General features: G+C 67.8%; 10 protein-coding genes. 6 read left to right on the forward strand and 4 right to left on the reverse strand.

All coding sequences use genetic code 11. The features are described 5' to 3' along the window. Nucleotides 1–17: 17 nt before the first annotated feature. From H0W40_RS08120 to H0W40_RS08130, 3 genes are all read right to left on the reverse strand, one after another. Nucleotides 18–986: a tripartite tricarboxylate transporter substrate-binding protein gene (locus H0W40_RS08120; protein ID WP_292445163.1), complete on the reverse strand. Its 969-nt coding sequence runs from the start codon at nucleotides 984–986 to the stop codon at nucleotides 18–20. Nucleotides 987–1,094: 108 nt separating this feature from the next. Further along, the gene (locus H0W40_RS08125) at nucleotides 1,095–4,253 is read right to left on the reverse strand and encodes an FAD-binding oxidoreductase (RefSeq protein ID WP_292445164.1); all 3,159 of its coding nucleotides are present in this window, start codon (nucleotides 4,251–4,253) and stop codon (nucleotides 1,095–1,097) included. Beyond that, a complete protein-coding gene (locus tag H0W40_RS08130) occupies nucleotides 4,250–4,966 on the reverse strand; it encodes a GntR family transcriptional regulator (protein ID WP_292445166.1) in 717 nt (238 codons plus the stop codon). Before H0W40_RS08130 ends, H0W40_RS08125 begins: the two co-directional genes overlap by 4 nt. Nucleotides 4,967–5,091: 125 nt before the next feature. Here H0W40_RS08130 and H0W40_RS08135 point away from each other — a divergent pair, with 125 nt between their 5' ends. The 6 genes from H0W40_RS08135 to H0W40_RS08160 all read left to right on the forward strand — a co-directional run bounded on the left by H0W40_RS08135 (nucleotide 5,092) and on the right by H0W40_RS08160 (nucleotide 11,468). Next, entirely contained in the window at nucleotides 5,092–6,342 is a 1,251-nt protein-coding gene (locus H0W40_RS08135; protein ID WP_292445169.1) for an aminotransferase class V-fold PLP-dependent enzyme, read from the forward strand. A gap of 141 nt (nucleotides 6,343–6,483) precedes the next feature. Then, the gene (locus H0W40_RS08140; protein ID WP_292445171.1) at nucleotides 6,484–7,464 is read left to right on the forward strand and encodes a TRAP transporter substrate-binding protein; all 981 of its coding nucleotides are present in this window, start codon (nucleotides 6,484–6,486) and stop codon (nucleotides 7,462–7,464) included. A 79-nt stretch (nucleotides 7,465–7,543) separates the two neighbouring features. After that, on the forward strand, nucleotides 7,544–8,065 hold the full coding sequence (locus H0W40_RS08145) for a TRAP transporter small permease (protein ID WP_292445173.1): 522 nt from the start codon (nucleotides 7,544–7,546) through the stop codon (nucleotides 8,063–8,065). Beyond that, entirely contained in the window at nucleotides 8,062–9,345 is a 1,284-nt protein-coding gene (locus tag H0W40_RS08150; RefSeq protein WP_292445174.1) for a TRAP transporter large permease, read from the forward strand. Before H0W40_RS08145 ends, H0W40_RS08150 begins: the two co-directional genes overlap by 4 nt. 20 nt (nucleotides 9,346–9,365) lie before the next feature. Next, nucleotides 9,366–10,145, forward strand: a complete 780-nt coding sequence (locus H0W40_RS08155; protein WP_292445176.1) for an enoyl-CoA hydratase-related protein — start codon at nucleotides 9,366–9,368, stop codon at nucleotides 10,143–10,145. A gap of 108 nt (nucleotides 10,146–10,253) precedes the next feature. Then, nucleotides 10,254–11,468, forward strand: a complete 1,215-nt coding sequence (locus tag H0W40_RS08160) for a CoA transferase (RefSeq protein WP_292445177.1) — start codon at nucleotides 10,254–10,256, stop codon at nucleotides 11,466–11,468. Between the two features lie 135 nt (nucleotides 11,469–11,603). On the opposite strand, the gene H0W40_RS08165 is transcribed toward H0W40_RS08160, so the two are convergent. Continuing rightward, nucleotides 11,604–12,461, reverse strand: coding sequence for a cytochrome c oxidase assembly protein (locus tag H0W40_RS08165; RefSeq protein WP_292445178.1), 858 nt, complete (start codon nucleotides 12,459–12,461; stop codon nucleotides 11,604–11,606). Nucleotides 12,462–12,679 lie beyond the last annotated feature (218 nt).

Genomic DNA, 12,679 nt, shown 5'->3' on the forward strand with positions numbered 1-12,679 from the left:
TCGGCCGGCAGGCGGTATCAGTCAGCGTACTGGCCAGCGGCCTTGATGACCGGGACCCACTTGGCGGTCTCGGACTCGACCCACTTGCGGTGCTCAGCCGGGCTGGTGCGCTCATCGGCCACGATGACGGCGCCAAGCGCCTCTTCTCGCTTGATGAACTCCGGATCCTTGAGCGCGACCTTCAACGCGGCATTGAGCTTGTCGACCACCGCCTTGGGCGTTCCCTGGGGAGCGTACAGACCGTGCCAGATGCTGACGTTGAAGCCCTTCATGCCCGATTCGTCGAGCGTGGGCAGCTTGGCAAGCACCTCGGTGGTCAGACGCTTGGGGGTGGTCACTGCGAAGGCCTTGACCTTGCCGCCGGCAATCTGCGGCGTGGTGTTGGTGGTCTGGTCGCACATGATGTCGACCTGGCCGCCGATGAGGTCGGTCAGCGCCGGGGCGGTCCCCTTGTAGGGCACGGTCTGCATGTCGATCCCGAGCGTCTTTTGGAACATCAGACCGCACAAGTGCGATGCCGCACCCAGGCCGGCGTTGGCAAGGTTGATCTTGCCCTCGTTGGCCTTGAGCCACTTGGTCAGTTCAGCGTAGTTGTTGGCGGGCAGGGTGGGCCGACCGATCAGGGTCATCGGCACTTCGTTGATGAGGCCCAGGTGCTCGAAATCGGGAACCTTGTACTGGATGTTGCGGTACAGGCCGGGCGCGGTCGCCATGCCGATGTGATGCAGCAGGAGCGTGTAGCCGTCCGGCGTGGCCTTGGCGGTGCGGGTGGCGCCGAGCGTGCCGCCGGCACCAGCGACGTTTTCGATGACGATGGTGGCGCCGCCCAGGGGCGTGCGCATGGCCTCGGCGAAATCGCGCGCGACCTTGTCGGTCGGGCCGCCGGCCGAGAACGGCACGATGATGGTGATGGGCTTTTCCGGGTATTCGGCAAGTGCGCCGGTGGCGGCGAGGGCCAGGGCAGAGGCAATCAGCAAGCGGTTCATGGAGGGTGCTCCTTCAGCAAGTCGTTGAGTGACGGGGCCATGCTAAGACCCTCGCTCGTGCGAACCATGCCGGGAACTACGTAAGCAACGGCCCGGGGTTGGGCGCATTCAAGTGGACGCCTGCGAGGGCTCCAGCAGATGATCCGCAAGCACGCGTGCGACGTGCAGCGCACTGCGCTGTGCGCCGTCTTGAATCTGGTGGCGGCAGCTGGTTCCATCGGCGACGATCAGTGCTTCGGGCGCGGCGCGCACCGCAGGCAGCAGGGAAAGTTCTGCCATCTGCATCGACACGGCATGGTGCTCGGCCTCGTAGCCGAAGCTGCCGGCCATGCCGCAACAGGAGCTTTCGATCAGTTGCGGCTCGGCGCCCGGAATCAGCTGCAGCACTTCGAGCACCGGCGGCATGGCGCCGAACGCCTTCTGGTGGCAGTGGCCATGCACGAGCATGGCCTGGGTGGCGGGCCGCAGGCTCACCTTGAAGCGGCCGGCACGCACTTCGCGTGCGATGAACTCTTCGAGCAGCAGCGCCTGGCCGGCCACCACGGCGGCCGCTTCGCCCAGGCCCATGACCAGGAACTCGTCGCGCAGCGTGAGCAGGCAGGAGGGCTCCAGGCCGACGATGGCGATGCCGCGCTGCGCGAAGGGCAGCAGGGCATCGAGCAGTTCGCGCGCCTTGACTTTCGCCTCATCGACCATGCCCGCGGCGAGGTAGGTGCGTCCGCAGCAGTGATGGCCGCCCGACTTGTGCGTGACGTGCACCGCGTAACCGGCGGCACGCAGCACCTGCAATGCCGCCAGCGCGTTCTCGGTTTCGAAACTGCCGTTGAAGGTATCGACGAACAGCACCACGGCCTTCTCGGCGGCAAGCGCTTCCTCGCGAGTGGCGATCGGCAGCGAGGGCGCGCGCCGCCAGAAGCTGTCGCGGCGGAATTGCGGCAGGCGGCGCTTGGCCGCAAGGCCGAGCCAGCGCTCGCTCAGGCGCGCCCCGCCGGGCAGGCGGTCGCGCAGGTTGGCGAGCCAGGGTGCGCGGTCGGCCCAGTGTGCCAGCTCTGGCAGTGCGGCGACGAGCCGGTCTTTCAGGCGCGAGCCGTGCCGCGCGCGGTACTGCGCGGCGAACTCGAGCTTCATCTTCGCCATGTCCACGCCGGTCGGACAGTCGCGCTTGCAACCCTTGCAGCCCACGCAAAGGTCGAGGGCTTGTTTCACCGCTTCGCTGGTGAAACCGCCCTCGACCTGGGGGTCGAGGCGGACAGGGCTGCTCCCTCCCCCAGCCCCTCCCTCCGAGAGGGAGGGGAGCAATGGCCCGGCGGAGGGGAGAAGCTGGCCGGACAGGGCCAGGCGCAGGGTGTTGGCTCGGCCGCGGGTGCTGTGGACTTCGTCGCGCGTGACGCGAAAGCTGGGGCACATGGTGCCGGCGTCGAACTTGCGGCAGTGGCCGTTGTTGTTGCACATCTCGACGGCCTTGGCGAGGCCGCCCGTGTTGTCGCCGCCGGTGCCTGGCGCGGTGGTCTTCTCGGTGACGGGATCGTTCTGCACGTTCCAGACCGACCAGTCGAACACCGGCTTAAGCGGGATCGTCCGATAGCCGGGCGGGTAGCGGAACAGGCTGGAGTCGTCCATCTTCGGCGGATCGACGATCTTGCCGGGGTTCATCAGCTTGCCGGGATCGAGATGCTGCTTGATGGCGCGGAAGGCCTCGTCGATCTTGGGGCCGAACTGCCAGCGGATCCACTCGCCGCGGCACAGGCCGTCGCCGTGCTCGCCGCTGTAGGCGCCCTTGTACTTGCGCACCAGCGCGGCGGCTTCCTCGGCGATGGAGCGCATCTTGGCGGCGCCGCCCGTCGCTCCGCCCCGGCGCATGTCGAGGATGGGCCGCACGTGCAGCGTGCCGACCGAGGCGTGGGCATACCAGGTGCCGCGCGAGCCGTGGCGGGCGAACACTTCGGTGAGCGCGTCGGTGTACTCGGCCAGATGCTCGAGCGGCACTGCGCAGTCCTCGATGAAGCTGACCGGCTTGCCGTCGCCCTTGAGGCTCATCATGATGTTGAGGCCCGCCTTGCGCACCTCCCACAGCGCCTTTTGCGCCGCGTCCTCGCGCAGCTCGACCACGCTGCCGGGCAGGCCCAGGTCGCCCATCAGCTCACCCAATTGCGCAAGCTTGGGCAGCAGCGCGGCCTTGTCTTCACCGCTGAACTCGACCAGCAGGATCGCGTCGGGCGCGCCGATGAGCGCGGCATCGATGGTCGGCCGGAAAGCCGGGTTCTCCCGCGAGAGCTCGATCATCGTGCGATCGACCAGCTCCACCGCGGTCGGCTGCAGCTTGACGATGTGCTGCGCCGAATCCATCGCCGCGTGAAAGCTGGGGAAGTTGACGACGCCCAGCAGCTTGGCTCGGGGGAGCGGACTGAGCTTGAGCTTGAGCGAGCGGGTGAAGGCCAGCGTGCCCTCGGCCCCGACCAGCAGATGCGCCAGGTTGACGCTGCCGTCGCCGGTGTAGGGCCGTTCGCTTTGCGGCCGGAAGATGTCGAGGTTGTAGCCGCCCACGCGGCGCATCACCTTGGGCCACAGCGCGTCGATTTCGGCGGCGTGCTGCTCGGCCAGGCCGCGCAGGAAGCCGGCGATCCGGCGCTCCGTGGGGCCGAGCGTGGCGAGCGGACCGAACGAGACCTCCCTGCCGTCGGCGAGCCACGCATCGATGCCCAGCACGTTGTGCACCATGTTGCCGTAGGCGATGGAGCGCGAGCCGCAGGAGTTGTTGCCGGCCATGCCGCCGAGCGTGGCCTGTGCGCTGGTCGAGACATCGACCGGGAACCACAGGCCGTGGCGCTTGAGTTCGGCATTGAGGTGGTCGAGCACCAGGCCGGGCTCGACCTGCGCTGTCATCGCCTCGCGATCGACGGCGAGCAGCCGGCGCAGGTACTTGCTGGTGTCGATGACCAGCGCCGTGCCGGTTGTCTGGCCGCATTGCGACGTGCCGCCGCCGCGCGGCAGCAGGGGCGCGTTCAGGGAGCGGGCGATGACGATCGCGATGGCGACGTCCTGCGGCGTCTTCGGCACGAACACGCCCACAGGCAGGGCCTGATAGATCGATGCGTCGGTCGCGTAACGGCCGCGCGAGGCCGCATCGAAGAGCACCTCGCCCTGCGTCTCCACGGCCAGGCGGCGGGCCAGCTCGGCGGCTTCGGCCGTGCCGGGGCTCGTGCGTTGGGCGGCGGGGGAGGCAGGAGCCGGCCCGCTCTGAGCCTGCGTCGGCAACGGCGCGTTCATGCGCGCGCCTTGCGCGGTGCCCGCGCGCTTGCTGCCTTGGCAGTGGGCTCGGCGCCGGTGCGCATCAATTCGAGCACCGCATCGCGCTTGTGCATCAGGTGCTGAACCATCAGTGAGCGCAGCCCGGCGGCGTCGCGCGTGCTCAGCATCTCGACCATCCGCTCATGCTCTTGCACCGCGTGCAGCCACTTGCGCTCGTCGAAGTTGGAGCGAAAGCGCAGGGCCTGCAGGCGCGCGTTGACGGTGCGGTAGGTGTGCGTGAGCACGGCATTGCCGGCGGCCGCGTTCATGGCGTTGTGGATCAGCGCATTGAGCCGGTAGTAGGTGGACAGGTCGCGCCGCGTGTGTGCTGCGAGCATTTCGTAGTGCAGCGCCCGTATTTCGGCCAGCTGGATGGCATCGATGCGCTGTGCGGCGAGTTCGCCCGACTGCGCCTCCAGGCCGGCGATGACCTCGAAGGTGTCGGCCACGTCCTGCTCCGAAAGCTGGGTGGCCACGGCGCCGCGGTTGGGCAGCAGCTCGACAAGGCCTTCGGCGGCCAGCATGCGGACCGCTTCGCGCAACGGCGTGCGCGAGACCTGCAGCTGCTCGCACAGCTCGCGTTCGTTGAGCTTTGCGCCTGGCGCGATCTCGCCTTCGACGATGCGTTGGCGCAGCCGCACCGCCACCTGCTGGTGCAGCACCTGACCCGGGATCGCCACGATGTCGGCCATTGACTTCCTTTGTGCCGGCATATTTTGTATTCAAAAAAGCACCCGGTCAAACCCGAACACTACAGGTCCGCCCTCTTGACAGCAATGCTTTGTATGCAAAACTGGCCGCCTTCACGGAGACGTTCATGATCGCGCTCGACCACCATCCCAGCGGCCGCCATTTTCTGCAGATTCCCGGCCCCAGCCCGGTGCCCGATCGCATCCTGCGGGCGATGAGTCTGCCCACCATCGACCACCGCGGGCCCGAATTCGCGCAGCTCGGCCTGAAGGTACTCGCCGGAATCGGTCAGGTGTTTCAGACGCGCGGGCCGGTGGCGATCTATCCCGCCTCGGGCACGGGCGCTTGGGAAGCGGCGCTGGTCAACACGCTGAGCCCGGGCGATGCGGTGCTCATGTACGACGGCGGGCAGTTCGCCGCGCTGTGGCAAAAGCTGGCGTTGCGTCTCGGTTTGAAGCCGGAGTTCATCGCACTACCGGGCCTTGATGCGGAGACCGGTCTGCCCAACAGTTGGCGGCGCGGCGTGCAGGCCGAGCTGATCGAGCAGCGCCTGCGCGCCGACTCCGCGCATGCCATCAAGGCCGTGTGCGTGGTGCACAACGAGACCTCCACCGGCGTCACCTCCGACGTCCCTGCCGTGCGCCGCGCTCTCGATGCCGCCGCGCACCCGGCACTGCTGCTGGTCGACACCATCTCAGGCCTGGCGAGCGCCGACTACCGCCATGACGAATGGGGCATCGATGTGTCCATCAGCGGCTCGCAGAAGGGCCTCATGCTGCCGCCGGGCATCAGCTTCAACGCCGTCTCGGCCAAGGCGCTGGCGGCCAGCAAGACGGCGGCACTGCCCAAGGCCTTCTGGGCCTGGGACGAAATCTTCGAGATGAACCGGACCGGCTACTGGCCGACCACGCCCAACACCAACCTGCTCTACGGTCTTTCCGAAGCGCTCGACCTGCTGCTCGATCCGGCCACCGGCGGGTTGGAGGCAGTGTTCGCGCGCCACCGGCGCTGGGGCGAGGGTGTGCGTGCAGCGGTTCGTGCCTGGGGCCTGCCGATCCAGTGTGCCGATCCGGCCGTGTATTCGCCGGTGCTCACCGGCGTGGTCACGCCCGTGGGCGTCGATGCCGACGCGCTGCGCAAGCTCATTCACCAGCGCTTCGATCTTTCGCTGGGCACTGGCCTGGGCAAGCTCAAGGGCCGCATGTTCCGCATCGGCCATCTCGGCGACTGCAACGACCTCACCTTGATGGCGGCGCTGGCCGGCTGCGAGATGGGGCTCAAGCTCGCCGGCGTCAAGCTCGCCGCAAGCGGCGTGCAGGCCGCGATGGACCACTTCGCCGCGCATCCGCAGCAGCAGCCGCTGCTCGCGGCGGCCTGAGTCGAGAGCGCCGCGGCGCGACCGGACGACAGCATGCAAGAACGCATCCTCTTCGAGCGTCAACGCCCGACCGAGGCCCCTCTTCACGACGAACCGGCTGCACCCCGAGCCGGCCCCAGCCCCTCGACCAGGAGACAAACCATGAGAAAGACCCTTGCAGCGTGCGCGATGCTGATCGCCGGCAGTTTCACCCTACCCGCCCAGGCGCAGACGGAATTGAAACTCGGTCACGTGGGCGGCCCCGGCTCGCTGTTCGAGCTGTCGGCCAACGAGTTCGCGCGCCGCGCCAACGCGGCGCTGGGCGACAAGGCCAAGGTGGTGGTGTTCGGCTCCAGCCAGCTCGGCGGCGACCGCGAGATGATGCAAAAGCTCCGCCTGGGCACGCTGGAGTTCTCGCTGCCTTCCACCGTGATGTCTTCTGAGGTCGATGCCTTCGGCATGTTCGAGATGCCTTACCTCGTGAAGAACCGCGAGCACATGCAGAAGATCGAGAAGGACGTCGTGTGGCCAACGCTGGCGCCGATGGCCGAGGACAAGGGCTACAAGCTGCTGGCGGTGTGGGAGAACGGCTTTCGGCACATCACCACCAGCGGCAAGCCCATCGTCAAGCCGGCCGACCTGGGCGGCATGAAACTGCGCGTGCCGCAGGGCAAATGGCGCGTGAAGATGTTCCAGGCCTACGGTGCGAACCCGTCGCCGATGGCTTTGTCGGAAGTGTTCGTGGCGCTGCAGACGGGCGTGATGGACGGCCAGGAGAACCCGCTCACGCAGATCTATTCGTCGAAGTTCCAGGAAGTGCAGAAGCACCTGTCGCTGACCGGCCACGTCTACACCCCCGCCTATCTGGCCATCGGCGCGAACAAGTGGAAGTCGCTGCCGGCCGACGTTCGCGCCATCCTCGAGAAGACCGCCAAGGAAACGCAGGCCTACGTGTACGAGCAGGCCGCCAAGCTCGACGACGACCTGCTGGCCAAGCTCAAGGCCGGTGGCATGCAGGTCAACGAGGCCGACAAGGACGCCTTCATCGAAGCCAGCAAGTCGGTCTATGAGGACTTCGGCAAGGAAGTGCCGGCCGGCGGCAAGCTGGTCGACAAGGCCATCGCACTCGGCAAGGGCATGTAATCCTTCCCCGGCCCCCGCACTGCGTGTCGGGGGCCGGTGAGCAAAGCCCTCTGTCTGCCTTCACGGAAAACGCCGCATCGTGTTCGACTCCCTCCGCAATTCCTTCGACAAGGCGCTGACCGCCTTCGTCATCTTCCTGCTCGGCAGCCTGGCCGTGATGATCCTGGTCGGCGTGGTCTGCCGCAAGCTGGGCATCGCGATCGTCTGGTACGACGAGGGGGCCTCGATCATGCTGGCCTGGCTCACCTACTACGGCGCCGCGCTGGCCGCGCTCAAGCGCGCGCACATCGGATTCCCCGGCATGGTCAACGCCATGCCGCCGCAGTGGCGGGTGCCGGCGGTGCTGTTCGGCGAGGTCTGCGTGATCGGCTTCTTCGGCCTGCTCACCTTCTACGGCTTCGAGGTGCTGCGCATCCTGGAGGGCGACACCATGGTCAGCCTGCCGAACGTGCCGACGCAGCTCACGCAGTCGGTCATCCCGATCGGCGGGGCGCTGTTCATCATCGCCCAGTTGCTGAGCCTGCCGGAAGTGCTGCAGCAGGCGCGGGGCGGCGGCATCGTCGATGCCGAGCAGAAGGCCGTCGCCGAGGCGCTGCAATGATCGTCGCCTTCATGTTCCTGGCCCTGGTGGGCCTGATCCTGTTCAACGTGCCGATCGCGGTGGCGCTGGGCGTCGTCGCGATGGGGGCGATGGTGTTCTCGGGCGGCATGGATTCGCTGCTCAACGCCGCCATCGTCATGTTCTCCGGCGCCACGAGCTTTCCGCTGCTGGCCATTCCGCTGTTCATCCTGGCCGGCGCGATCATGAACTCGTCGAGCCTGTCGCGCCGGCTGATCGCCTTCGCCTCGGCGCTGTTCGGCTTCGTCAAGGGCGGGCTGGCGATGGTCAATATCGGCACCTCGATGTTCTTCGCCGAGATCTCGGGTTCGGCGGTGGCGGACGTCGCCGCGATGGGCTCGATCCTGATCCCGGCAATGAAGAAGCGCGGCTATCCGAAGGAGTTCGCCGCGGCCATCACCTCCTCGTCGGCGACGCTGGCGGTGATCATCCCGCCCTCGATCCCGATGATCCTGTACGCGGTGATGGCCGATGCCTCGGTGGTGCAGATCTTCGTGGCCGGCATCATTCCCGGCGTGCTCGGCGGCCTGGGCATGATGGCGCTGGCCTACTGGTACGCGCGGCGCTACAACTACCCCGTGGAAGAGGCGTTCGCCTGGGCCAACGTGCGCAAGACCTTCAAGGACGCGGCCTGGGCCTTCCTGCTGCCGATCATCATCCTCGGCGGCATCTTCGGCGGCGTGGTCACCGCCACCGAAGGCGCGGCGCTGGCCGTGGCGGCGGCACTCTTCATCGGCGGCGTGATCTACCGCGAGCTCGACTTCAAGCACCTCTACGCCTCGATGATCGAAGGCGCGACGCAGACCGCCACCGTGATGCTGCTGGTCGCCGCCTCGGCCCTGCTCGGCGTGTACCTCACCGAGCAGCAGATGCCGCAGCAGCTTGCCGCCTGGATGTCGTCGATCACCGACAACCGCTATGCGGTGCTGGGCCTGCTCAACGTGTTCTTCCTGCTCATCGGCCTGTTCCTGCATTCAGCCGCGGCCATCATTTTGGTGGTGCCGATCGTCATGCCGCTGGTCAACGCGGTGGGCATCGACCCGGTGCACTTCGGCCTGATCGTCACGCTCAACCTGGGCATTGGCCAGCAGACGCCGCCGGTGGCCAGCGTGCTGATGGCCTCGTGCTCGATCGCCAAGGCCGACATCTGGGCGGTGAGTCGGGTGAACCTGCCCTTCATCGGCGTGCTGCTGGCAGTGCTGATGCTGGTGACCTATGCGCCAGGGATCGTCATGGCGCCGGTCGAGTACTTCTACCGCTGATGCGACATGCGGAGTCTGCGATGAACGAACACATCCTGATCGAGCGCGACGGCGCCATCGCCACCGTCGTCCTCAACCGGCCCGAGAAGCTCAACGCGCTGACCAAGCCGATGTGGCAGCGCCTGGGCCAGGCGATGCGCGAGCTTTCCGCGGATGAGGCCGTGCGCTGCGTGGTGCTGCGCGGTGCCGGCGGCAAGTCGTTCGCGCCGGGCAACGACATCTCGGAATTCCAGACGGAGCGCAGCAACTTCGAGCAGGGCAAGGCCTACGGCAAGGTGCTGCACGGCGCGCTGTCCGCGATCGCCGATTGCCGGCACCCGACCGTGGCGCTGATCCAGGGCATCTGCGTCGGCGGCGGGCTGGAGATCGCTGCGCTGTGCGACCTGCGCATCTGCGGCGAGTCGAGCCGCTTCGGCGTGCCGATCAATCAGCTCGGCCTGGTGATGGCGCATGCGGAGATGGGCGCGCTGATCAAGCTGGCGGGTCGCGCGGTCGCGATGGAAATCCTGCTTGAAGGCCGGGTGTTCGACGCGCGGGAGGCATTGGACAAACGCCTGGTCAACCGCGTGGTTGCCGACGAGCAGGTGGCCGCCGAGGCCTACGCCACGGCCAGGCGCATTGCCCAGGGCGCGCCGCTCGTTGCCCGTTGGCACAAGCAGTTCGCGCGCGAGATCGAGTCCGGCGCGCCGCTCACCGAGGCACAGCTCGACGAAGGTTTTCGCTGCTACGACACTGAAGATTTCCGCATTGGTTATCAGGCGTTCCTGAAGAAGACCAAGCCGGCATTCGAAGGCCGCTGAGCTTGCGCCGCCGCGCGAGCGCACCGCGCCCAGTCGGCAAGCCGCGTGCATGATTCGCCGGCTCGCCGCATACCCCGATCTCCCGATCCTTCCGGAACCTCCGTTGCCATGACCGACTCCGTCAACAAAGGCCCGCTCGCCGGCGTAAAAGTGCTCGAGCTTGCGCAGATCATGGCCGGCCCGACCTGCGGCACCTTGCTCGCCGACATGGGTGCGGACGTCATCAAGGTCGAAAAACTTCCCGGCGGTGACGACACGCGCCGCTACGCCGAACCGCAGATCAATGGCGAGTCGGCGGCCTTCATGGTGATGAACCGCAACAAGCGCTCGATCGCCGTCAACCTCAAGACCGACGGCGGCAAGGAAGTCGTCAAGCGCATGGTGGCCGGCGCCGACGTGCTGACCGAGAACTACCGCCGCGGCGCGCTCGACAAGCTGGGCATCGGCTACGAAGCGCTGCGCGCCATTAACCCGGCGCTGATCTACTGCTCGATCTCCGGCTACGGCCGCAGCGGCCCGTATGCCGACAAGGGCGGCTTCGACCTCATCGCCCAGGGCGTCTCGGGACTCATGAGCATCACCGGCGAGCCGGGCGGCCCACCCGTGAAATCGGGCAGCCCGATTGCCGACATCAACGCCGGCATCCTCGCCGCGCTTGGCATCGTCTCCGCCTATGTGCACCGCCTCAAGACCGGCGAAGGCCAGCTCGTCGACACCTCGCTGATGGAGGCCGGCATCCACCAGACGTTCTGGCAGTCGGCGATCTATTTCGCCACCGGCGTGTCGGCCGGCCCCAGCGGCTCGGCGCACATCCTCACCGCGCCCTACCAGGCCTTTCCCACGAAGGACGGCTGGATCAACATCGGCGGCGCCAACCAGTCGAACTGGGAGCGCATCGCACAACTGGTCGGCGCACCGGAGCTGATTGCCGATACGCGTTTCGTCACCAACACCGCGCGCATGGCGAATCTGTCGGCGCTCACCGGCATCCTCGGCGAGCTGCTGAAGCGGCGCGGCACGCGCGAGTGGCTGCACGACTTCGATGCCGCCGGCATCCCGGCCGGGCCGATCAATTCCATCGCCGACATGGTCAATGACCCGCAGACGCTGGCGCGCGAAATGGTGGTCGAGCTCGACCATCCCAAGGCCGGCCACATGCGTGCGCTGGGCTTGCCGATCAAGTTCAGCGAAACGCCGGGCTCGGTGCGCCGGCCCGCACCCATGCTTGGCGAGCACAGCCGCGAGATCCTTCGCGAATACGCCTGGTCGGATGCGGAGATCGAGGCGCTGGCCGGCGAAGGCGCGGTGCTGCTGGGCAAGTAGCAGCCGGCTTGTCCGGCGTCAAGGGCGCGCGCCGCTCCGGCCCGGCCGGAAGGATATTTGCTCTACGAGGTGATGCGCTATCTTGTTGGTATGCGGTGTACTGCCGGAGAAGGCCGGCGAGGCCGACCTGTACGCTCACGCCGGGCCGGGCAGGTCGCGCGTGGCGTCCGGCGTGCTGGTCTCGCTCCGTGCATCGCCCCGCTCCATGCCCGACAACCAGCGGTACAAGGCCCAGCCTGCCGCCAGCAGATACACCATGCCGCCGGGCACCCACATCACCAGCCCGGCCAGTTGCTGATCCCACAGCGCCGTCGATTCGCGCCAGTACAGCGGACGCGGCGCGAAGGTGAGCAGGGCGCCGAGCAGGCCGGTGTGCATCGTGGTGAACAGCAGGGCCAGCGCCGCCTGCAGTGCGCCATAGCGGCCCGGGCGCAGCACCGACCACCAGAACAGCCAGCCGCTGAACAGGAAGCACGCGTGTTCGAGCACATGCAGGCCGGTGTGGTCGAGCGCGGCCATGTAAGGCCCCGGCGCATGCCAGACCCACAGGGCCGCTGCCTGCAGAGTGGCGCAGGCCATCGGTCGCCGGCCCAGGCGCAGGAGGGCGCGCCAGAAGGCATCGGCCCAGCCGCCGAAGGCGGCACGCCACTGCGGCAGCGGGCCAGCCAGTACGGCCAGCGGTGCGACCACCACCAGCAGGAGCATGTGCTGCACCATGTGCAGCGCGGTGCTGGAGGCCGCCCAGTCGTCGAGCGGACCGAACAGCGCCAGGCCGGCGATCAGCATGACGGCATGGAATGCGAACTGCCGCGGCCCGCTTGGGCGGCGCCGCAACGCGCCTGAACCGTAGGCCAGCCAGGCCAGCGCGAACAGGCCTTGCGCCAGCCACAGGGGCGCATCGGCGGCAGAGGGGCTGTGCGCACTCGCCGCGACGGGTGCGAGCAATGCCGTGGCCAGTCCGGCGCCGCGGCCCGCGTGCAGGGCAGCAACCATGAAACGGCTTCGAGCCGGCGTGCTGCCCGCGCAGCAACTTGCGCGCAGGTCTGCGGCGCCCACAGCAGCAGCGCACCGGCCGCCGCGGCCAGGCGCCCTCGACGCCCGGATCACACGCATGGCGGCAGCAGCGCCAGGGGCAGCCCCACGAATGCCGTCGCGATGGCCGCGACGGCATGCAGTGCGGCGCCGGTGGCCGCGACGAAGCGGTGCGGCGC

Source organism: Methylibium sp., assembly GCF_013817345.1.
Taxonomy (GTDB): Bacteria; Pseudomonadota; Gammaproteobacteria; order Burkholderiales; family Burkholderiaceae_C; genus Methylibium.